Raw genomic sequence first — 21,953 nt, forward strand, 5'->3', positions numbered from 1 at the left:
CAAGACGGTATTAAATATAAGGATTGTGAATTACTTTTTAACTTTTGCCTGACACATTTTCACAGCAGCAGAGATATCAATTACTCCACCGGTTGTTGAAAGTGTTCCGAAGTCAACAGATGTTCCTGTTCCCGGAGAAGGAATCATTGTTCCTTTGTATTGTTTTGCTGAAGCCAACATGATATCCTTGATTTCCTTCATAGTCAATGATGGGAAGTAAGATTTCAACAAAGCAGCAACACCTGAAACCATTGGAGCTGCCATTGAAGTACCTTGAAGGATCTTGTAATCACTTTGAGGGATTGTGTTGTAGATCTCAAATCCGGGAGCGAAAATATTCACCTGACGGGAGCTGAAGTTTGAGAATGTCGCAGCCAAATTCTTTTTATCACGTGTGGATGCACCGATACACAAATACATGTCCAAAGGTTTTGCCTGGAAGGAGTATTCATTTGTCGGGAAGTTCGGATTCTCATCCAGGTTTACACCGTCGTTACCTGCAGCGTGAACCAATAATACTCCTTTAGCATCTGCATAAAGCATCGCTTCATAAACTTCTTTTTGGTGTTTCGAGTAAGCTTTACCGAATGACATGTTGATAACGGAAGCACCATTGTCAACTGCGTAACGAATTGCCAAAGCAACGTCCTTGTCTTGCTCATCTCCATCCGGAACTGCACGTACAGACATCAAACGAATATTTTCAGCAACTCCGTCACCACCTAATTCATTGTGTCTAACAGCACCGATAATTCCACCAACGTGCGTACCATGCAATGCGTCCGGTCCTTCAACGTCACTGTTTCCGTAATGAACATCATTGAAATCATCCGGATTATCTCCGATATTCTGACGATCGTTATATTCCATATTCAACTGGTAGTTCGCACTAGCATTCAAATGTTGGATTCCTTCTTTGATTGCCTCTTCCGATAATTGACCATTCGCAATGTATTTACCTAATTGCTTCAATTGAAGATCTTGTGGGCTTTCCGCTTTCCATGCATCTACATCTTTCTCCGTGAAGTTCTCCCCCAGTTTCTCGATCAGTTTCGCTTTCAACATCGGTAACATCTGCTCCAATTGAGTGTATTGCTCCAATGCAGAAAGATTCTCCTGGCGCTCAGCTTCAATTGATTTTAGAAGCTCTTTGTATTTTGCGTAATCAGCTTTGTCAGCATCTGAAATGTCTGATTCTGATTTGTCCTTGAATTTTGTATGCAATTCAGCACAGATTCTGGTTTTCTCCAAACGAGCGAAATCCTGGTTCAGACCACCCGGGCTACCCAAGAAGTTCCAGCCATGAACATCGTCAATGTACCCGTTTTTATCATCATCTATTCCATTATTTGGAATCTCATCTTCGTTTGTCCAGATTTTTCCCTGTAAGTCTTTATGCTCGATGTCAATACCTGAATCAATAACTGCAACGATAACGGTTGTTGACTTTTGCTTTTTCAAACTGGAATAAGCTTTTTCAGTATTCATCCCAGGTGTTGGGCCATTATACCAGTCTTTAATCTCTTCAACTTTCTGACCGTAAATAAAGTTCATTACACCTACGGAAAAAAGGGCAAATGACAATGTGAGGATTCTTTTCTTCATGATTATTAATTCTTTTTTGAGCGGAATACAGTTCCTTTTAAACAAATATCTTAATTTGCAGAAAGATATTTAGAGTATTCTATATTAAAGGTTAAAAAAAATGTTCATAGGAAAACTACTACAACAAGCGGTGAAAGTAAATAAAATATTATTTATAGCAGGATTAATTTTGTTTAATTCAAGTCTGGCTTTTGCACAAACGGATAATTTCCGTTTCAAAAAGCTAATGGAAGAGCAGCCTGCCATTCCTTGTGCCTTTGCAGTTCCTAATTCAGGAAATTTGGATGCCCTATTAGCTGTAAAAGAGATTTCCGTGAAACAAGTAACGCGTGAATGGATTTACATTCAGGCAAAACCAAGTTGGATCAAAGAAGCGATGGATTCGAAGATAATCAAGTCATTCTATTTGGAATTTTCAGTCCCCAAGCCATTAAATGACACCAGTTTGGTAACACACTTTGTAAAACCGGTTCACCAGGGATTGGGAGGTTTGCAAACACCTTTTAAAGGAAAAGACGTAATCGTTGCATTTGTGGACCAGGGATTGGATTATAACCATCCGGATTTTAGAGATGCAAACGGAAATACCCGCGTGCTTTATTATTGGGACCATACACTTCCAGTTGCCGCAAATACGCCACAGCCTTACGGTTACGGACAATTGTGGACCGGAGCTGAAATCCAGGCCGGAACCTGTGGGAGTATGGAAGAATCTTCTGCTCACGGAACATCTGTTGCCGGTGCCGCAGTTTCCGATGGATCAGCCACAGGAAGAGAAACCGGAATGGCCCCTGAAGCAAATATTATCGTCATCGAAACAAACTTCAATTTACAGAACTGGACACTGACTGTAGCTGACGCCTGTGATTTTGTATTTAAGAAAGCGGATGAATTGGGACTCCCTGCTGTTGTTAATTTATCTGTAGGTTCTTATTTGGGAAGTCACGACGGAACGGATCCGGCAGCTGTTCTGATGGATAATTTGCTGGATGAGAAAAACGGACGAATCATTGTCTGTGCAGCCGGAAACTCAGGTTCATGGGGGAAATACCACGTTCACGGAGATGTAGATGCCGATACTTCATTTGTTTGGGTAGTTCCGAATCCGGGAAGTCAATTGGGTCCGAATACCGTTTATTTAGACTTGTGGACAGATCTTACGGATGCTGCTTGGAGTTATTCCTGGGGGGCAAATTTATCCGGTGGAAGTTTTGAAGAGCGTGCCGAATTGATTTACCGGGCAGCAAATACAGGTATTGGGACAACTATTAAAGATACCTTATGGAATGGGTCGAATCGAATTGCAACGTTGGAAATCTATCCTGAAATTGTAGGTCCGAACTTGCATTTGGAATTCTATTTCACGAATGTTGATTCAACAAGTTATCTCTACGCATTTAAAACCAAAGGATTAGGCAGTTATGATGCCTGGAGCGGTTCAGCAGCAATTGCACTGAATGACATGTTAACAACAGGTCTTCCGTCTTCAGGTGTTTACCCGAATATTCAACACTATCATATGGCGGATACACTGATGACAATCGTTTCTTCCTGGAACTGTTCTCCGAAAGTCGTTACTGTAGGGAACATCAGAAATCGGTTCGGGCATCTGGATAAAAATGGTAACTACTACACTCCTGCTCCATCTTATACGGCAGTTGTGGGACAGCTATCTCCGAATTCCTCAAAAGGTCCTACCAGATACGGGCATATCAAACCGGATATTTCAGCTTGCGGAGACGTTAGTTTAAGCGCCGGACCGTATTGGTTATTGAACGATCCGGGATGGAATGCTTCCATGTCTGATGATGGAATGCATGTACGCAACGGTGGAACTTCCATGGCTTCGCCGATTGTAGCGGGAATTGCTGCTTTGTATCTTGAAAAATGTGGCAAAGGGAATTACCAGAGTTTCCTGGATGGGATTCACTCCACAGCATTCACGGATATCTTTACAGGAACAATTCCAAATAATGCTTACGGTTATGGTAAAATTCACGCCTTGAACCTCTTATTGCAATCTAATTTCACCAATACAATAACTGCCGATGCATTGTTCTGTCCGGGAGACAGTGCGGTTTCAACTGCATCCATACCGAATTACTCCATCAAATGGATGAACGGTGATACGACGCTCAATTCCGCATTGACAGCTTCAGGAGATGTTTATTTCACTGCATACGATCAGAATGGATGTATTTCGTTATCAGACACCCTCACTGTTTTGGCACTTTCCGCTCCACCCGCTGCAATCATTTATGTAAACGGAACATTGCTTTCAACTGATCCATATCCGAGTTTACAATGGTACGAGAATGGAATTGCAATTCCCGGAGCTACAAATACCTCTTACACGATCACTTTACCGACCTCTTCAAACTTTACAGTTGCCAGAACAAGTATAGACGGATGTGAAGTTTTTTCACAACCTTACAATCCTTCGTTAGGAATTGATGAATTGTCGAATCAAATTCAAGTTTATCCAAACCCGACATTGGGGAACCTTTCAGTAGACTCCTCTATTCCATTGAAGGATATTCAAGTTGTTGATGTTCAGGGAAGAACAGTGAAAATAATTTCAGATGGGAAGCATGAATTTTCGATTTCAGAATTGAAAAACGGAACTTATTATTTAATTATTCACACAGATGTTCAATACTTTCAGGTGAAAATTGTGAAGAATTAAAAAGAAGCCGTATTTTTGGAGGCAAATAAATTAATCGAATGAATTTAACAGGTATCATTGCTATTTCGGGAAAACCAGGACTTTATAAAGTTTTGGCACAAGGTAAAAACAACATTATCGTAGAATCTTTGGAAGATAAAAAACGTGTTCCAGCGTATGCTTCAGACAGAATTTCTGCTTTGGATGATATTTCTATCTATACCTATGATGAAGACAAACCGTTAAGAGAAATCTTCACTTCGATTTATGAAAAAGAAAGTGGGAAAGAAACCATTTCTCATAAGGAAGATCAAAATAAGTTGAAAGCTTATTTGATTGAAGTGTTGCCCAATTTCGATCAAGAGCGTGTTTATGCTTCAGATATCAAGAAAATTTTCCAGTGGTATAACTTATTACACAAAGCTGGTGCATTGATTCTTGACGAAGAAGTGAAAGAAGATGCTGCAACTGAAGAGGCTCCTAAAGCGAAGAAAGCAGCGAAAGCAAAAGAAACTGACGCTCCTGCAGATGAAGAAAAAGCAAAAACACCTGCTAAAAAAGCTCCGGCGAAAAAAGCGGCTACTGCTACCAAGTCTGCAACTGCGGCTAAAGCTCCTGCTGCTGCGAAAGGACCTGCAAAAGCTGCCGGTAAAACAACAAGTGCGAAAAAAGTTGCTGCTCCTAAAACAGGTTCATCAAGAGGTAAATAATAATTACATAATATTTCTTAATAAGTGGGGGCGCGATTAATCGCGCCCCCACTTATTTTATTCCTTTTTTTATTTTTGTGTTATGAGAAAATTTGTTTCGCCCGACTTTACTTGTGAAAGTTGGAAATCAGTCGAAGGATACCTTTTGGATCTTCAAAAAAGGGATATTTCTTCAAAGGAATCATTCAAACAATGGTTGTCGGATAAAAGTGAATTGGAAGCTGTTCTGGAAGAGAATATGGCTTGGCGTTATATCCGGATGACCATTAATACTTTGGATGAAAAGTTGACAGAATCGTACCAGTTTTTTGTAACTGAAATACAACCCAACCTTGCTCCTTTTGAAGATTCTCTGAACCAAAAGATGATGGCTTCTCCTTTTGTGAAAGAATTAGCTGCTGATAAAGCTTATTCCATCTATTTCAGAGGAGTTCAATCTGCATTGGAATTGTTCCGGGAGGAGAATATTGCACTGGAAACGGAATTAAGTACCTTGAGTCAGCAATTCGGAGCGATTTCAGGGAAACAGATGATTACTTATCAGGGGAAAGAATTGACAATGCCTCAGGCATCCAATTTTTTAAAGGACCCGAATGAAACAGTTCGCAAGGAAGTTTACGATCTGATCACGACTCGCAGACTGCAAGATCGCGGAGCATTGGACGACTTATTTAACCTCTTGATTCAATTGCGCAACAAAGTGGCTAAGAATGCAGATTGTGTGGATTACCGCGAATATAAATTCAAGGCACTTGGCAGATTTGATTATACCGTTGAAGATTGCCTGGCTTTTCACGATGCAATTGAAAAATTGATCGTTCCTATCGTGAAGCAATTGAATTTGAAGAAACTTGAAAAACTGGGTAAACCGAAATTGAAACCCTGGGATACGGAAGTAGATCCGGATGGATTAGCTCCTTTGAAACCTTTCGAAAACGGAACAGAATTGTTGGATAAATCAATTACTGTTTTTCAAAAATTAGACACCTATTTTGGGGATTGTCTGAAAACCATGAAAACTGGTGGATTCCTGGATTTGGATTCAAAAGCCGGTAAGGCTCCGGGAGGGTATAACTATCCACTCTACGAATCCGGAATCCCATTCATCTTTATGAATGCTGCGGGTGCGCAACGAGATCTGACAACGATGGTTCACGAAGGAGGACATGCAGTTCACTCGTTCCTGAGTCGTGATCTGGAACTGACCGGATTCAAATCTTTGCCATCAGAAGTTGCTGAGTTGGCTTCCATGTCGATGGAATTACTGACAATGGAATTGTGGTCTGAATTTTATACGAATGAAAACGATTTGAGACGCGCCAAATTGGAACAATTGGAGTCTGTAGTAAAAGTATTGCCTTGGATTGCGCAGATTGATGCTTTCCAGCATTGGATTTATACACACCCAACGCATTCTACGGAAGAAAGAACCCGGGAATGGTTGAATTTGAGTAAGCGTTTCGGAACCGGATTGGTAGATTACGATGGTTATGAAGCCGTACTGGAAAGTTCTTGGCAGAAACAATTGCACTTGTTCGAAGTTCCTTTCTACTACATTGAATATGGAATAGCTCAATTAGGTGCTCTGGGTGTTTGGAATAATTACAAGAAGAACCCTGCAAAAGCATTGAATGATTATAAAAACGCATTGTCTTTGGGTTATACGAAGTCCATTCCGGAGATTTATGAAACAGCCGGACTGAAATTTGATTTCTCTCAGGTTGCTTTGGAGGATATCAGTAAAAATTTGATGGATTCGATTAATGAATTGAATTGAAACCAGTAGTCACGCGATTAATCGCGTGACTACTGGTTAATTACGTGCCTATTGTTTAATGATTTTTGTGTCGACAAAACGATTTAAAATTCGTTTGATCCATTTTCCTACAGGTTTTTCAATGAAGACTGTAATTCCTGTAGCGATTAAAATGCATACCGGCAGAGCAATTAAAAATGCAGCTACGTAATAGTTTACTCCAATCTTCATCAGGTTCGGAATTAGGAAATAGATGGAGAAATACTGATGTATCAGGTATAATGCAAAAGATATTTTCCCCAGGAATAGCGTGGTTCTATTCACAATAAATCTCAATTTTCCAAAAACAAAAAGGAAAAACAAACCAAAATAGATTGCCAATACGGCTTTGTATTCGGGATGCGAAATGTAATAGTTTGCCCTCCCCACTTTCGTAAACAACAGTATTTGCAGAAAGTAGCAGCCAATAATCAAACAGATATTCAATAGCAGACGTTTATCCTTTGTAAATAACCGGTAAAATAGAATTCCGGAAACGAACAAGGGTAAGGATTGTGCCAAAGGAAAATTCTTGAAATAAGCCATGGAGAAAGGTTGGAACCAGTGAAATTCAGTCAATATGGTTCCGAGAAGAATAAGTGGGATCAGGATTGCGACAGCGCTTTTTAGAGTTTTAGTCAGGAATAAGTAGCCCATCACCAGATAAAAGAGCATTTCTATGATCATGGTCCAGTAAGGTCCATCCAGGTCCTTTACACCAAAATAATATTGGAACATCGTCAAGTTATAAAAGAAATCGCTGATTGGAAATGTATTCTGTGGCTCGTAGCCAAAGAAGCTTTTATTGATGCAGATGATTACAAAGGTGAATACAACTGAAGTCCAATAAGTTGGATATAGCCGGCTAAAGCGATTGATTATGAATTGGTAGCCGAATTGAATGCGCTCCAAACTCATGGTAATCACAAATCCACTGATGATAAAGAACAAATCGACCCCGGTTACACCGAATTTGGTAAAAGTCAATAAATCTTTCTGTAATAAGGAGTAATGGAAAACAAGTACAACAATTGCTGCAATTCCTCTTAAAGAATCAAGTTCTTGAATACGGTTGACTGAGTCATCCTTTTTGATGGAAGAACGAGCAATCATAGTTAGAAATCAGCTGTTAATTTACGCTCCGATGACTCTTCTTAAATCACTGATTTGTGATTCCCAAAGTCGTACAATTTCATCTTTTTCAGTTTTTTCAGCAAAATCGGAGACAGTTAGGATAACCACTTTTGTCATAGGGTCAATGGTGTATTTCATTTCAAAGAAAGTTTCCAAATCATCTTCTTCGTCGTTTAACCATTGCCATTTAATGTATTCTCCGGCCTTTTTAGAGATTAGTCGCGCTTGTTCCTCACTTCCATCCCAATGAAAGGTGTACATATCATCTTTTACAATAACATCATCAGCAAACCATTCGCTCAATCCATCAGGTGTCGATAGCAATTTATCCAAAACCCGAGGAGAGGTTCTTAACACATATTCTAATTCGAATCGTTCCTTTTTTGTCATAGTAGTTTAATAATGTTAACTTCGCGCCGAAAAATCATTTTCGAAATATACACATTTCTTTTCATGGCGTTAGTACATTCATTTGAAAAAAACGGAAACAAACTCTTCAAGTACAGAGGACAAATTCCGATTATTTTATTCGTTTTAGCTGTTCCGGTAATCTATTTTACAGATGTTCAATGTATTATGGATGATGCCCGCTGGTATTATATCTGCACGGGTGCGGCAATTGCTATGTCAATTTTAGGACAGGTAATCCGCGCTATTGCGATTGGAACGAGTAACAAGAACACTTCGGGTAGAAATACACAGGAGCAGGTAGCGGAGGCATTGAATACCAAAGGAATCTATTCCACGGTTCGTCACCCACTCTACCTGGGTAATTACTTTATGTGGATTGGAATTGTTTGTTTCACATTCAATATCTACTTCATTGTTATCGTAAGTCTGTTGTTTTGGATCTATTACGAGCGAATCATGTTTGCGGAAGAACGTTTCCTGGAGCGTAAATTCGGTGATAGCTATGTGAATTGGTCGAACACTGTTCCTGCATTTTGGCCAAGTATGAAAAACTACATCAAAGGTCAGATTCCTTTTTCAATGAAAACGATTTTACGTCGGGAGTATTCAGGAATTTCTGCAACCGTATTGGGTTTTGTTTTCGTAGCAGGATTGCGTGAGTTTTTCATGACAAATACCATTGAAAACCCACTTTGTTATGTTTATTGGATTGCAGGATCTTTGTTATTTAGCTTGATTTTCAAGTTACTAAAGCACAAGACAAAAGTTTTATACGAAGAAGACCGTTCTTAGTCTTGCATAGAAGAAAAAAGTAACTATATTTGCACCGCCTTTCAGGGAAACGAAAGGCATATGGCGAGATAGCTCAGTTGGTTAGAGCGCAGGATTCATAACCCTGAGGTCCGGAGTTCAACTCTCCGTCTCGCTACAAAAAGCTCAGTTTTTACTGAGCTTTTTTTTGTATAAATTGGTCCAGAGTTCATCCCGATAGCTATCGGGACTCCGTCTCGCTACAAAAAAGCTCAGTTTTTACTGAGCTTTTTTTGTTTGTATAAATTGGTCCGGAGTTCATCCCGATAGCGATCCCCTTAAACGGTCTAGTTAAAAAGAAGAGATCTTCCTTTTTTTGATGATTACATTTAGCATCGCTATAAACACAATGCAAAAAGAGGAAGTGTGTGCTTCCCCTTTTTTTGTTAGTTAAGGTTTGTTGTAGTTCGTCAGTCGGACTAGTTGTAGTTTTTAGTCGAACCTTCGTGTAATTTTTAATTGTACGCAACTGTTACATCGAAAGAACCAGTGTATAAACCTACCGCTTGGTTGGCATCAACGTTCAATGTAGCTCCTACTTTCAATGCTGCAGCTCCTTGAGCGTCTAAAGCTGAAGTAGCTCCCAATGAAGAAACAAAGTTGTCTACTTGCATGTTATTTGCACCTGAAGCGATCAAGATAGAAGAAGGCAATGAGATAGTGAAAGACGCATCCGGGTAACCGATGATATCGAATGCAGCTGCGTTGGAAACGTTGCCTGCTGCGATCAAAGTAACACCACCTGCAGCTGTTCTAACATCTGTGATTGCCATGTCTACTGTTCCAGCTACCGGTCCTGCAGCAAGGTTACCGAATTTAAGGTCAGCTGTTTTTGTAATTTGCAAAGGCGATACGATACGAGCGCTTGCATCTGCTGATACTGTTGATTGAGCATAAGATGAAGAGAATCCAACAACGAATAATGCTCCTGCGAAAATTGTACTTAACTTTTTCATAATTTCTAAGATTTAAATTGTTTTAATTGTGTTTTTGTTACTACTCTACTTTCAAACGGAATGCCACATCGTGCCAGAATAATCGGAAATCCAGATTTATCAAGGGTTTCAGCATTATGCCAAAAATTTCACCTTCACTAAAAATATTCGAAAACAAAGACTGATTATTCGAAAACGAAGAATACTACCTTGAAAAGGAATCTTCTATTGCGGAATTGTTCAAGTGATTGGATGAAGCTCCAAAAGAAGAACTGAAATCAGGAAAAAGAACACGCCAAACCATTCTAAAAAGAAAATGGAGATAGACGGGCGTCGTATCTCCATTAACTTATCTAACCTAACCACTATTCACTGAATTCGATAGAACAAAAGAAATGCCAAACAGTGTCAATCGTGTCGTATTCCCAGTATTATCAAGGGGGTAAAGCATTTTACACAAAAAGTCAGTGTTGAAAATATTCTTCGGAAACGAAGGGTTGCTATTCAGAAACGAAGACGTTTTGGTCGAAACACTTCTTCTATCGGTTGAATGATTGGATGAAGTTAAAAAAGTAACTGGCAAGCGAGGCCAGATTGAAATGAAAATGGAGATAGACGGGCGTCGTATCTCCATTAACTTACCTAACCTAATCTAACCTAACCACTATTCATTGAATTCGATAGCCCAAAAGAAATGCCAAACAGTGTCAAACATGTCGTATTCTCAGTATTATCAAGGGTTGAAGCATTTTATACAAAAAGTCAGTATTGAAAATATTCTTCGAAAATGAAGGTTTGCTATTCGAAAACGAAGTACAATACTCCATAACCCATTTTGGTTGTCCTTCATAATCAATAAAAAAACGTATTATTTATTCAAAGGATAAGATTGGTTATTGAATTAATTTTTTAAATTAAGTGTTAAATACATCACTATGATTAAGGCAACTAACATTCACTGTTTCAGAAACGATTCAACTTAAAGAACTTATTGCTAGTGCGTATATGATGCTTCCTGATTTTGAAGTACCCGATCTAACATTGATTTCAGGAGGATTTCTAAGGAATTAACTATTAGAGAATTGATTATTAAATTGATTTCTCAAAGAATAACAAAACAAAAGTGCTGCTTTATGAAAGGAATTGTGTTTACGGAATTTACAGAAATGATAGAAAATGAGTTTGGATTATCCATGCTTGATGAAATCATTGAGACAAGTAACCTCCCCTCAAAAGGGATCTATACATCAGTAGGGACCTATAGTCATCACGAAATGGTGATCATGTTAACCAAGTTTAGTGAGTTGACAAAAATTCCAATTCACGAAGCATTACGCATGTTTGGAAGTTGGTTGTTTAACAGCTTTTTTAATCAATACCCTGATTTTTTCAACCATACTCAACATGTTTTCGGTTTCCTGGAAAGCGTTGAGCATCATATTCATGTAGAAGTTTTAAAACTATATCCGGATGCCCAATTGCCTCATTTCATTTGCACTCAGATAGATCAAAAAACTTTTTTAATGGAGTATCACTCCGACAAACACATGGAATGGTTAGCTGTTGGACTGATTGAGGGTGCATTGAAACAATTTAACGAAACCGGAGAGGTGAAAATTGTTGATTCGCCGGATCCTTCAAAAGGGTGTCTAATTCAAATTAAACTTCAATGAAGAGTGAGATCGAATTGTTGAGACGGCAAATAATCCGAGAACGAGAAGCTAGAAAACAAGCAGAATCTTTATTGGAAAATAAGTCCAAGGAACTATTTGACAGTAATCAAAAATTAGTGCAGTTAAATATTCGATTAGAGGATTTGGTTGGAGAAAGAACCTATCAACTGGAGAAAGAAAAGGAACAGTTGAAGCAAATGATTGATGAGCATCCTTTGCCAATGCTTGTAAGTACCGGGGAAAGAAATATGATCGTCAATGCGAATAAAAAAGCACTGCAATTATTTAAATGTGAATTGAACGATTTAATAGATCGCGAGGTGCCGGACCTCGTTAAATCGGAAGCAGAATTTTGTGAAGAAGATTTGAACGGGACTTTTTATACGCTGATTGATCAGGTAAAACATGAATTGAGATGCCATTGTTCCAATATTCAAATCGACGAAATTCCCGGTAAGTTGATTTTGCTTGAAGATATTTCCGAAAAAAGTGAAATGCTGGACCAGATAACAAAAAAAGAAAAGCAGTATAAGAATCTAGTAGAGAATAGCAGTGATGTTATTTTTATTTGTGATTTGGATGGAAAATTCAAATATGTGAATCCGATGGGATTCAAGTTAACTGGATTCGATGAAGAAGAATTGATGGATACTCATTTTTTCAAATTGGTTCGTTCCGATTATCAAAAGAAGCTAAGAGGATTTTACAATTTTCAAGTTAAAAACAAGATTCAATCTACTTATATCGAATTTCCGATCATCTGTAAAGACGGAAAAGAACTTTGGCTGGGACAAACCGTTGATATAAATACCAATTCGAATGGAGACATCGAATTTTTCGCGCTGAGTCGTGAAATTTCTGATCGTATTAAATACGAAAAAGCGATGATGAGGAGTGAGGAGAAATTCAGGAGTATTATTGAAAACCTGGAATTGGGGCTACTCGAGGTTGATAGAAATGGGATAATCCTGAAAGCATATCCTCAATTTTGCAAACTAATCGGTTACAGTTCAGAGGAATTGGTCGGACAAGATCCACTTCAATTAATGGTTGATGATGAAAACAGAAACATCATATTGGATGAATCCAAAAAAAGAAAACAAGGAAATTCATCGGTGTATGAAATCAAACTGTTCAAGAAAGATAAAACGCCTATATGGGTAATGATAAGTGGTGCTCCCTATTACAATGAAAAAAACGAAGTTGCCGGTACTGTTGGAATTCATCTGGATATTACCAAGAGAAAGTTGATGGAGGAAGAATTAAAGGAGGCTAAATTATTAGCAGAAAACTCCTTGAAAAGTAAAGATCTCTTCGTTGCTAATATCAGCCACGAGATCCGAACACCTCTTAATGCGATTATGGGGATGAGCCAATTATTGGAACAAGGTATTCTCAATCAGAAGCAACATCAATTTGTTCAAGCCATTTCAAAAAGCTCGGAGAACCTGCTTATGATAGTCAATGACCTACTTGATTTCTCTAAGTTGGAAGCGGGAAAAATGGACTTAACCTTAGGAAGCCACAATATTTATGAAACAATCACAGATGTAGCTAATTTATGGGGATATAAAATAGAGGAAAAAAATATTGACTTTTCAAAAAACATTAGCGTTCCCCAGAAAAACTATTTGTACGATGCTACCCGGTTGAATGGGATCCTTTCAAATCTATTGCATAATGCACTTAAGTTTACAGAAAAGGGAATGATTTCATTGAATGTGGAAATTGTTAAAGAGCATAAAAACAAGTCTGTTTTCTTGTTTAAGATCGAAGATACCGGTATTGGTATTTCGGAAAGTCAGCTGGCTCAGATTTTCGAAAGCTTTGTTCAGGCAGAACCGGGAATCGCCCGGAAATACGGAGGCACCGGTCTTGGATTATCTATTTCTCGCAATCTGATCGAATTAATGGGAAGTCAACTGAAGGTTTCTTCGCAATTAAATGTGGGAACGACCTTTGAATTCGAATTGACTCTTGAAAAACAAAGTGAAAGCAATTCCGAAAAAACTAAAGAACTAATCGAGGTTGGATTGCTTAAGGATCTGAATGTCTTGCTTGTAGAAGATAATCAGTTCAATCAAATAATGGCACATTCCATTTTGGAAAATTGGAATGTGAACGTGGTGATTGCAAACAATGGAAAAGAAGCAATTGAAAAGATTCAGGAACAAGAATTTGATCTGATTTTAATGGATATACAAATGCCGGTAATGGATGGAATTCAATGTTCCTGGAAAATTCGTCATGACCTCAAATCCACCACCCCTATTCTCGCCCTTACCGCCAATGCAATGCCTAACGATGTGAAAAAATATCTGGATGTAGGAATGAACGGGTTTGTTTTGAAACCGTTTCGGCAACATGAACTCTATATCAGCATAAAAAATGTTTTGTTCCCTGATATGAATGAGAAAAATCCGGTAACAAATGGCGTTAATGAAAAAATGAAATCAATGTATTCAGACGAAATTTGTGATTTATCGAACCTTACAAAAAACTGTCTGGGAAACGAGGCATTTATGCGAAGAATGATTACTGTTGCTATTCAAGAAATTGGAAACAACATAATCAAACTGGAGGAAAATTTAAATGCAAATAAACCGGCTGAAATAAAAAATATTGCTCACTCATTAAAACCAACCATTCAAAATGTAGCTAATAAACAGGCTTTTGAATTGGTTAGATCTGTTGAATTAGACGAACCGAATGAAACATGGAAAATAAATGTGAATGTTTTGATATCGAAATTGGATTTGCTAAAAAGCGAATTGGTCAAAAGAAATGTCTGATTCTCCTTACAGCATTCATTTTATCTTGCAACAGGGACTTTATATGAACTAAAAAAGAGGAAGCTTTCACTTCCTCTTTTCCGTTAGTTAAGGTTTGTTGTAGTTCGTCAGTCGGACTAGTTGTAGTTTTTAGTCGAACCTTCGTGTAATTTTTAATTGTACGCAACTGTTACATCGAAAGAACCAGTGTATAAACCTACCGCCTGGTTGGCATCAACGTTCAATGTAGCTCCCACTTTCAATGCTGCTGCTCCTTGAGCGTCTAAAGCTGAAGTAGCTCCCAATGAAGAAACAAAGTTGTCTACTTGCATGTTATTTGCACCTGAAGCGATCAAGATAGAAGAAGGCAATGAGATAGTGAAAGATGCATCCGGGTAACCGATGATATCGAACGCTGCTGCGTTGGAAACGTTGCCTGCTGCGATCAAAGTAACACCACCAGCAGCTGTTCTAACATCTGTAATTGCCATGTCTACTGTTCCAGCTACCGGTCCTGCAGCAAGGTTACCGAATTTAAGGTCAGCTGTTTTTGTAATTTGCAAAGGCGATACGATACGAGCGCTTGCGTCTGCTGATACTGTTGATTGAGCATAAGATGAAGAGAATCCAACAACGAATAATGCTCCTGCGAAAATTGTACTTAACTTTTTCATAATTTCTAAGATTTAAATTGTTTTGAATTAATTACTGTTGCTAGTATACTTTCAAACGGAATGCCATGTCGTGCCAGAATAATCGAAAATCCTTATTTATCAAGGGTTTCAGCTTCGTGCCAAAAATTTCACCTTCACTAAAAATATTCGAAAACAAAGACTGATTATTCGAAAACGAAGAGTACTGCCTTGAAAAGGAATCTTCTATTGCGGAATTGCTCAAGTGATTGGATGAAACTCCAAAGGAAGAACTGAAATCAGGAAAAAGAACACGCCAAACTATGCTAAAAAGAAAATGGAGATAGACGGGCGTCGTATCTCCATTAACTTATCTAACCTAACCACTATTCACTGAATTCGATAGTCCAAAAGAAATGCCAAACGGTATCAAGCATGTCGTATTCTCAGTATTATCAAGGGTTGAAGCATTTTATACAAAAAGTCAGTATTGAAAATATTATTCGAAAACGAAGGTTGGCTATTCTAAAACGAAGTATTTTTTTGCAAAAAAGATTCTTGGTGATTTTGAAAAGGTATTTGATATCACAAAAAAAGAGGAAGTGATTGCTTCCTCTTTTTTGTAGTAAAGGTTTATTGTCGTTCGTTATCCAGACTTGTTGTAGTTTTTAGTCAGATATAGTGTTCGTAAACACAGTTATATCGAAAGAACCTGTATATAAACCTACCGGTAGTCAGCATCAACGTTCAATGTAACAACTTACTTTCAATGATGCTGCTCGTAGTAAATTGAAAGCATAATTCACCTATGGATAATGCTCCAGCTAAAATGACTGTTGTATTTTCAAATTTCAAATGCCGGCTTTTTATGTTTGTTTCTCGGCTTTATGGTGTAAGTAACAGATAGACCTCCGACAAGTCCGCCAATTGCAGTCCATAAGATGTCTCTATCATCAGCAAAAGTTTTCTTTACGTATTGATCATAAGCTTCTTTTCCAACTGCTACTACTGTGGATACGGAAGTTGAAAGAAGAAGAGTTTCAAATTTATTGTCTGAAATCCCAATACGTTCACTTACGAATGCGGTTATTCCTCCAACCAAGACGCCCGCACCAAAATGAAGGGATTTGTCTTTTCTAATGATCTGTGAGTTAGCTATATTTGAAACTACTACGAACAGAATGATTATTGTTGCTTTCATGGTATTGATTTTTAATTGTTTTGAATGTTGCAACTGTAGTTTCAAACAGGGTGCCGCACTGTGCCAGAACAATCAAAAACCCTTTGTTATCAAGGGATTGGAGATGTGCCAAAAATATCCGAACGAAATAAACTCTTCGAAAACGAAGGTTTGCTATTCGAAAATGAAGTGATTATGTCAATCCTGAAGGGTGATTTCTATTCCATCCACAAAATCACCTTGTACGGATGGTTTTATTTCGAAAGATGTTGGCGAATATTTGGAGGATAATCCCAATCCTTTCAGCTGTTTTTCATCAAATTTAATTTGATAATTTCCCGGAGGGAGCCCTAAAAATGAAAAGTACCCGTCTTGTTCGGTCAACCCTTTTCCAACTTGACGGTTATTTCGGTCTACAATGTAGATGATCAGTCGATGAGCGGGAGTGATTTCTTTGTTTTTAACCAGTGAGATTTTCATTTCAACCTCCCCCATTGGTTTTACCGGAATGAATACTTTTTTGATCTGATTTGGACTGGTGACAATAGACCAGGTTGATTTTTCGATAATCCAGGAAATAGATGGGAATCCATTATTTGCGACAGTTAATAAATAAGGAGAATACGGCTCAAGTGAAGCAAAACGATGTATTGAGTCGTTTTCATTGAAGATTTGTTTTCCTCTATTGATTGCCACAGATGCATTCTTGATTAACGGTTCATTTTCATCTCTTTTGTCGTTGTGATTGATATCCAAGAAAACCAAAACGTCTAATCCGGCTCTACCGACGCCATTGCTATTGGAAACAAAAACAGGATTCGGTCTGGAAGTAAAATGAACACTTCCGGCTAAAGTTTGTGTGCTTGACAGTTGTTTTTTTTGCATACTGACATTAACAGCAGATCGCATGAAGTTGAAATTAAGGTAAATGGAAACTCCGGCTTGTAAGCTTTTAGTTGAATAGGAATAAGTCAAATTGGTTTCAGCAAAAAACAGTTTATTGAATTTCTTTTGGATTTGAATGCTGCTACTTACAGGTCTTTTATTAGAAATGTTATACAGTGAAGTATGAAGAATGGACCAGTTTTTTTTAAAATAAAAAGATGTGTTCCAACTCAAAACAGATTCTTTACTGGTGATTAATGTGAATCCTGTATTTATTCGTTTATAAAAAAACGAAATAGCGGATTCGCTTATAAAAGAATGTCGGGCAACCGTAAATGCAAGTCGATTGGTACTTCTCAAATAGATTTTTAACTTTCGGTTCCAAACCGGAAGATTCATTCCTAATTCAGATTCTCCCCAACTAGTAGTTTGAACAATTGTTTGTTTTTTGAGATACTGACGATGTTTTCCTGTTATGACAAAATTGCGTTTGGTTCGATACATTAATTCTACATAGTGATTCGATTGGTGTAAGTAGGAATAATTAAGGAGCAAATTCTTTCCCAAAGCAAGATTGAGTGAACCTGAAAAAATATGGTTATTCAAAGGGTTTCCTTGAAAATATTCATATCCTGCATTGATTGTTGCCCAACGACTCAGACCATAAGATACTTTTGTTTTATTGAAAAGAAATCGTGAGGAATCAGCTGTAATGCCCGAATACGTTTGATACTCTACTTTTTTGTGAGTAGTAAAGGAAAAAGGGATGCTAATGGGAATTTCTTCCGAGCTTTCTTGTCCCCATGGACCATAATAGCGAATCAAAATGATTGAATTACCAAATACGAGCGGAACTTCAAAATTGAAATCACCATTCATGTCAGCAGTTGTGAAATTCACCAATATCCCGTTAACGTAGATCTCTACCTCCCACCCCGGATTGGTTCTTCTCTGAATAAGGTAACTTCCGAACGTTTTTTTAATGGTATAGGGTGTATTGGTTAATTTGATTCCATAAAAGTTTGAGATAGTTTGACCGGTAAGGCTGACAGTGACATTTCCTGCTTCAATTTGTTTCAAGATGGGCAGTTTGTCATTCACATATCTCCATTTAATACTTGTACTTTCGAATCTAACCGAACTATCCCGTGTAACCGTCGATCTCCAATTCAATTCACCTCCAAGGAGTTCCATTCCAAAGGAACTTCTGAATTGCTGAACGTTTGAGCCTGAATTGTCTTCTTTTGATTGTAAGTTCCAATCCATTACCGCTCCCCTGATCCAATTCCATTTTCTTGAAATCGTTGTGTCAGCAGTAGATTCTCCGGTTAAAGTGAGCAGGTTTGCTCTCATTTTCTTGATTCTTAGCTGTTTGATAATGGGAAGCTCTATATCGGAACGAAGAAAAACGGTCAATTCTCTGAAATTGAAATCCATGGTCATTCCAAATAGTTCCTGATAGACTTTTCCCGGGAGATAAACATCCTTATAATCAGAGATTATCTGCTCGGGTTTTAGAGTTTGGACCTTGTCCCGAAAGGTGATCTTCCCTGTATTTGAATTGAATGAATAGGAATTGTCATTACTAAGTATAAATCCGTTAATCGTATCTAGCTGGACGGAATGATTTAAATAAATATCCAGTTTGCGAAACAGATCAATTATCGGTAAATAAATGTTCTCATCGTAATAAATAGCCTCCATCTCATAGCTACCTAGTTTGTCGACATTCAGCTTGATTGTAAATTGTTCATACTCTGTTTCGTCTTGACCAAACACTTCCTCCCGACTACTTATACAAAAGAAGCAAAGGATAAGGGATACTATTTGTAGTGAATGGTGAAACATCGGATTCTATTCGAGTATGATAAAAACATTCATTCTTCCGGAATACTTACCTGTAGATTCAAATGATGCATCCTGAATATTCAATTTGGCACCAACACTATACAGGAAACCGGATTCAGCATTATTGGGACTAACGAAATGGGTTGGCTCAGTAATGATTGGTTCGCAAATAATGGTTTCTCCTGATTCATTCCGTAACTCAATTCTATTGTCGATTACAATCTGAATCAGCGTATTGGAGGGACATTTGATCTCAAAAATAGCCGCTGAAGCATTTGATTCTGAATTTAGTAGGATGACAGATCCGTTTGCAGATCTGATACCATCTTTATTGATTTCAATACTCCCCCCAAACTTCCCCGGATAAAAAGCCCCGAAACTAAACTCGGATAGATTGGTGATTGAAATGTGTTGTTCTTCTTGACTGATAGTAACTGATTTCTCATTCAAACCAGAGGATTCTTTCTCCAAATTGTTTTGAGCAAACAAAAAACAAGGGAAAGCAATTACTATAGCCAGTAAAGACTTTGGGTATGTCCAATTTGAAAAACACATCTGAAATGCAATTACAAACTGATCGGTTGATTGAAATAATAGATTTCTTTCCCATCAATTTTTGAGTAATATTTGAGTGAAAGTGTTCCCTTGGTAAGATCTACTGTCTCCGGAATTGTTAAAGGAATCGAAATGTCTCGCATGTGGATAGGAGTGTAAACTGCAACACCATTTACTCTTCCAATCAAGGTCTTAACACCTGTTAAAGAAGTATGTTCGACTTCCAATTGACCAAAGGTTGAAATGTTTCCATATCGTTCGATTTTACAATCCACTTGTTTGGAACCGTTGACATCCGTTATTTTCACCTCTGTTGTTGTCGCTTTTACTTGAGATTGACCTATTCGGATGATCACCGGAATCGTAATTCCATAAACAGGCACTAATTTGAACCCAATTGCAGTGGTATCTCTTTCAGTTCCCATATCCGGAGTTTCATCCACAATAGATCTGAAATATAAATGGGAGCGATATTCTCCTGATGCTAAATCGGCCGGTGTTTTCAATTGAAGTCTCACCATTTGAGCTTCATTTGGCGCCAGAGTGATGGATTTAGGAAAAACACGTAGGTATTTATCGGCGAACAAAATACTATCTTCAGCCAAATCTATTTTTTCCAGTTTCCCGGTACTAAGCATTTTGTATTGTAAAAAACTGATGGTATATCTGGCAGTATCTTTTCCTGTATTTGCAACGGTTAGTTCTTCGATATTTTTACCGTTTTCAAATACTACACGGAATGGAGTAATTAATAAATCACTTTGTGAGTTTGCATTGATTCCAGCAAATAAAGTGAACAATAAGAATAGTTTGTTTTTCATGGTTTCTATTTTTAACCATTCAAATCAACTCTCATTCCGTTTTTTATAACATACAGTATATCTTTGTTTTAGCTTCTTTTTTATTTTTTTATTTACCGGTTCATTCTTCGTTTTTAAGGATCAACTATTCGAAAACGAATAGTTGGACTGATTAAGTTAACAGGTTATATTTTTGTAGTCTTCTATGAAGGGCATTCCACTCAATGTTCAATAATCGTGCTGCTTCTGCTTTGTTGTAATCTGTTTTCTCTAATGCCCGAAGAATGGTGTTTTTTTCAATTTCTTCCAGGTCAAAAGTTTCATCCAATCTTTTCGTATTCGAAAATGATTTGATGATATCGAAATGTTTGCTTTGAAGTTCATTCTCATTGCAAAGTATCACAGCACGCTCCATTAGATTCCGTAATTCCCTGACATTCCCGGGGAAACGGTATTCATTAAACAATTCCAAAGCATCCTCACTAATTCCTCGAATATCCTTCCCCATTTTGCTGTTGAGGGAATTCAAAAAATGATTTGCTATTATCGGAATATCCTCTTTCCGCTCCCGAAGTGGCGGGATATGTATGATAAATGTTCCTAAGCGATGAAATAGATCAAGTCGGAAGCTGGTATTCTCCGTCAATGTCTCAATACTTTTATTGGTCGCAGAGACAATTCTGACATCAAATGGAACACTTTTTTGTGTACCAACCTTCGTATATTTTCGATCCTCCAATACGCGTAACAATTTTACTTGCAGATTTAAGGTCATTTCGCCAATTTCATCCAGAAAGAGAGTGCCTTTATTGACTGTTTCAAACCAACCGGCCTTATCTGTTGAAGCATCGGTGAAACTACCTTTGGTATGCCCGAAAAATTCGCTTTCAAAAAGAGCATCCGGAATGGCTGACATATTGGAAGCGCCGAATATCTGATCTTTTCGATCGCTAAAATCATGAATTGCTCTTGCGACCAATTCTTTTCCAGTTCCGCTTTCCCCTATTATTAGAACAGAAGTGTCAGGAGTTTGAGCAACCATTTTAATTTGCTCTATGACATTCAAAATCGGTTTTGATTTCCCAATGATACTTCCGATTTCACTTTTCAATTCTTTTTTCAGAAAGACATTCTGTTGCTTTTGTTTATCCAGATCCTGCTTGAGTAGTGAGTATTTCATTACCCGTTCGATGGACATCCAAATATCGGCGGGAGTGAATGGTTTTTTAAAATAATCGGCCGCTCCTTTTCTTAATGCTTCAATTACAGTATCCATATCTCCGGAGTTACTGATCAGGATCACCTCGATATCCGGGTACTCCTCTTTTACTTTTTCCAGCAATTGTAACCCGGTCATTTCCGGCAAGATGTAATCTGAAACAATAAAGCTGATTTTCTCCTTTTTCAAGATTTTCAATCCGTCCGATGGACAATCAGCAGTGAACACGGTAAATTTTTCACCCAAAATTGAGGCCGACAAACGTCTGTAAAAGGGATCGTCATCAATAATCAAAAGGTTGAGTTTAGTTGTGTTTTCTTCCATG

16 protein-coding genes and 1 tRNA gene are annotated in these 21,953 nt (G+C 37.9%); 7 read left to right on the top strand and 10 right to left on the bottom strand.

From position 1 onward, the window contains the following. Positions 1 to 30 precede the first annotated feature (30 nt). The gene (locus AAG807_RS05095; RefSeq protein WP_341901376.1) at positions 31 to 1,605 is read right to left on the bottom strand and encodes a S8 family peptidase; all 1,575 of its coding nucleotides are present in this window, start codon (positions 1,603 to 1,605) and stop codon (positions 31 to 33) included. Between the two features lie 100 nt (positions 1,606 to 1,705). On the opposite strand from AAG807_RS05095, the gene AAG807_RS05100 reads away from it, so the two are divergent. The 3 genes from AAG807_RS05100 to AAG807_RS05110 all read left to right on the top strand — a co-directional run bounded on the left by AAG807_RS05100 (position 1,706) and on the right by AAG807_RS05110 (position 6,757). Then, on the top strand, positions 1,706 to 4,291 hold the full coding sequence (locus AAG807_RS05100) for a S8 family peptidase (protein ID WP_341901377.1): 2,586 nt from the start codon (positions 1,706 to 1,708) through the stop codon (positions 4,289 to 4,291). A 38-nt stretch (positions 4,292 to 4,329) separates the two neighbouring features. Then, on the top strand, positions 4,330 to 4,980 hold the full coding sequence (locus AAG807_RS05105) for a DUF5606 domain-containing protein (protein WP_341901379.1): 651 nt from the start codon (positions 4,330 to 4,332) through the stop codon (positions 4,978 to 4,980). Positions 4,981 to 5,062: 82 nt separating this feature from the next. Then, the gene (locus tag AAG807_RS05110) at positions 5,063 to 6,757 is read left to right on the top strand and encodes a M3 family oligoendopeptidase (protein WP_341901381.1); all 1,695 of its coding nucleotides are present in this window, start codon (positions 5,063 to 5,065) and stop codon (positions 6,755 to 6,757) included. A gap of 48 nt (positions 6,758 to 6,805) precedes the next feature. On the opposite strand, the gene AAG807_RS05115 is transcribed toward AAG807_RS05110, so the two are convergent. Together AAG807_RS05115 and AAG807_RS05120 are read right to left on the bottom strand one after the other, a co-directional pair. Beyond that, positions 6,806 to 7,888 (bottom strand): acyltransferase, encoded by a 1,083-nt coding sequence (locus tag AAG807_RS05115; protein ID WP_341901382.1) that lies wholly within the window; start codon positions 7,886 to 7,888, stop codon positions 6,806 to 6,808. Positions 7,889 to 7,909: 21 nt separating this feature from the next. Next, positions 7,910 to 8,299, bottom strand: coding sequence for an START-like domain-containing protein (locus tag AAG807_RS05120; protein ID WP_341901384.1), 390 nt, complete (start codon positions 8,297 to 8,299; stop codon positions 7,910 to 7,912). Positions 8,300 to 8,362: 63 nt separating this feature from the next. Between AAG807_RS05120 and AAG807_RS05125 the strand changes: the two genes are divergently transcribed. Beyond that, positions 8,363 to 9,112 carry an isoprenylcysteine carboxylmethyltransferase family protein gene (locus AAG807_RS05125; protein WP_341901386.1) on the top strand — a complete coding sequence of 250 codons (750 nt, stop codon included), beginning with the start codon at positions 8,363 to 8,365 and terminating at the stop codon, positions 9,110 to 9,112. A gap of 62 nt (positions 9,113 to 9,174) precedes the next feature. Then, a tRNA-Met gene (locus AAG807_RS05130) sits at positions 9,175 to 9,248 on the top strand. Between the two features lie 337 nt (positions 9,249 to 9,585). On the opposite strand, the gene AAG807_RS05135 is transcribed toward AAG807_RS05130, so the two are convergent. After that, the gene (locus tag AAG807_RS05135) at positions 9,586 to 10,086 is read right to left on the bottom strand and encodes a DUF4402 domain-containing protein (protein WP_341901388.1); all 501 of its coding nucleotides are present in this window, start codon (positions 10,084 to 10,086) and stop codon (positions 9,586 to 9,588) included. 1,112 nt (positions 10,087 to 11,198) lie between these two features. Between AAG807_RS05135 and AAG807_RS05140 the strand changes: the two genes are divergently transcribed. Both AAG807_RS05140 and AAG807_RS05145 read left to right on the top strand, forming a co-directional pair. After that, on the top strand, positions 11,199 to 11,738 hold the full coding sequence (locus tag AAG807_RS05140) for a heme NO-binding domain-containing protein (RefSeq protein WP_341901390.1): 540 nt from the start codon (positions 11,199 to 11,201) through the stop codon (positions 11,736 to 11,738). Next, complete coding sequence (locus AAG807_RS05145) at positions 11,735 to 14,530, top strand: PAS domain S-box protein (RefSeq protein ID WP_341901392.1); 2,796 nt, start codon at positions 11,735 to 11,737, stop codon at positions 14,528 to 14,530. Before AAG807_RS05140 ends, AAG807_RS05145 begins: the two co-directional genes overlap by 4 nt. A 152-nt stretch (positions 14,531 to 14,682) precedes the next feature. On the opposite strand, the gene AAG807_RS05150 is transcribed toward AAG807_RS05145, so the two are convergent. The 6 genes from AAG807_RS05150 to AAG807_RS05175 all read right to left on the bottom strand — a co-directional run bounded on the left by AAG807_RS05150 (position 14,683) and on the right by AAG807_RS05175 (position 21,952). Then, positions 14,683 to 15,183 (bottom strand): DUF4402 domain-containing protein, encoded by a 501-nt coding sequence (locus AAG807_RS05150; protein WP_341901388.1) that lies wholly within the window; start codon positions 15,181 to 15,183, stop codon positions 14,683 to 14,685. 802 nt (positions 15,184 to 15,985) lie between these two features. Continuing rightward, positions 15,986 to 16,342, bottom strand: a complete 357-nt coding sequence (locus AAG807_RS05155) for a hypothetical protein (protein WP_341901394.1) — start codon at positions 16,340 to 16,342, stop codon at positions 15,986 to 15,988. 177 nt (positions 16,343 to 16,519) lie between these two features. Continuing rightward, entirely contained in the window at positions 16,520 to 18,985 is a 2,466-nt protein-coding gene (locus AAG807_RS05160) for a carboxypeptidase-like regulatory domain-containing protein (RefSeq protein WP_341901397.1), read from the bottom strand. A gap of 75 nt (positions 18,986 to 19,060) precedes the next feature. Continuing rightward, positions 19,061 to 19,609 carry a DUF4402 domain-containing protein gene (locus AAG807_RS05165; protein ID WP_341901399.1) on the bottom strand — a complete coding sequence of 183 codons (549 nt, stop codon included), beginning with the start codon at positions 19,607 to 19,609 and terminating at the stop codon, positions 19,061 to 19,063. Between the two features lie 11 nt (positions 19,610 to 19,620). Continuing rightward, the gene (locus tag AAG807_RS05170; protein ID WP_341901401.1) at positions 19,621 to 20,430 is read right to left on the bottom strand and encodes a molecular chaperone; all 810 of its coding nucleotides are present in this window, start codon (positions 20,428 to 20,430) and stop codon (positions 19,621 to 19,623) included. Between the two features lie 151 nt (positions 20,431 to 20,581). Beyond that, positions 20,582 to 21,952, bottom strand: a complete 1,371-nt coding sequence (locus AAG807_RS05175) for a sigma-54 dependent transcriptional regulator (RefSeq protein ID WP_341901403.1) — start codon at positions 21,950 to 21,952, stop codon at positions 20,582 to 20,584. Position 21,953 lies beyond the last annotated feature (1 nt).

The organism is Fluviicola taffensis DSM 16823 (assembly GCF_943372375.1).
GTDB classification, from domain to species: Bacteria; Bacteroidota; Bacteroidia; order Flavobacteriales_D; family Crocinitomicaceae; genus Fluviicola; species Fluviicola taffensis_A.

Bases quoted from the DNA above. Each gene is read 5' to 3' on its own strand.
- AAG807_RS05170 (WP_341901401.1), bottom strand. From the start codon at position 20,430: ATGAAAAACAAACTATTCTTATTGTTCACTTTATTTGCTGGAATCAAT.
- AAG807_RS05095 (WP_341901376.1), bottom strand. From the start codon at position 1,605: ATGAAGAAAAGAATCCTCACATTGTCATTTGCCCTTTTTTCCGTAGGT.
- AAG807_RS05110 (WP_341901381.1), top strand. From the start codon at position 5,063: ATGAGAAAATTTGTTTCGCCCGACTTTACTTGTGAAAGTTGGAAATCA.
- AAG807_RS05120 (WP_341901384.1), bottom strand. From the start codon at position 8,299: ATGACAAAAAAGGAACGATTCGAATTAGAATATGTGTTAAGAACCTCT.
- AAG807_RS05100 (WP_341901377.1), top strand. From the start codon at position 1,706: ATGTTCATAGGAAAACTACTACAACAAGCGGTGAAAGTAAATAAAATA.
- AAG807_RS05125 (WP_341901386.1), top strand. From the start codon at position 8,363: ATGGCGTTAGTACATTCATTTGAAAAAAACGGAAACAAACTCTTCAAG.
- AAG807_RS05105 (WP_341901379.1), top strand. From the start codon at position 4,330: ATGAATTTAACAGGTATCATTGCTATTTCGGGAAAACCAGGACTTTAT.
- AAG807_RS05155 (WP_341901394.1), bottom strand. From the start codon at position 16,342: ATGAAAGCAACAATAATCATTCTGTTCGTAGTAGTTTCAAATATAGCT.
- AAG807_RS05145 (WP_341901392.1), top strand. From the start codon at position 11,735: ATGAAGAGTGAGATCGAATTGTTGAGACGGCAAATAATCCGAGAACGA.
- AAG807_RS05150 (WP_341901388.1), bottom strand. From the start codon at position 15,183: ATGAAAAAGTTAAGTACAATTTTCGCAGGAGCATTATTCGTTGTTGGA.
- AAG807_RS05115 (WP_341901382.1), bottom strand. From the start codon at position 7,888: ATGATTGCTCGTTCTTCCATCAAAAAGGATGACTCAGTCAACCGTATT.
- AAG807_RS05175 (WP_341901403.1), bottom strand. From the start codon at position 21,952: ATGGAAGAAAACACAACTAAACTCAACCTTTTGATTATTGATGACGAT.
- AAG807_RS05135 (WP_341901388.1), bottom strand. From the start codon at position 10,086: ATGAAAAAGTTAAGTACAATTTTCGCAGGAGCATTATTCGTTGTTGGA.
- AAG807_RS05140 (WP_341901390.1), top strand. From the start codon at position 11,199: ATGAAAGGAATTGTGTTTACGGAATTTACAGAAATGATAGAAAATGAG.
- AAG807_RS05165 (WP_341901399.1), bottom strand. From the start codon at position 19,609: ATGTGTTTTTCAAATTGGACATACCCAAAGTCTTTACTGGCTATAGTA.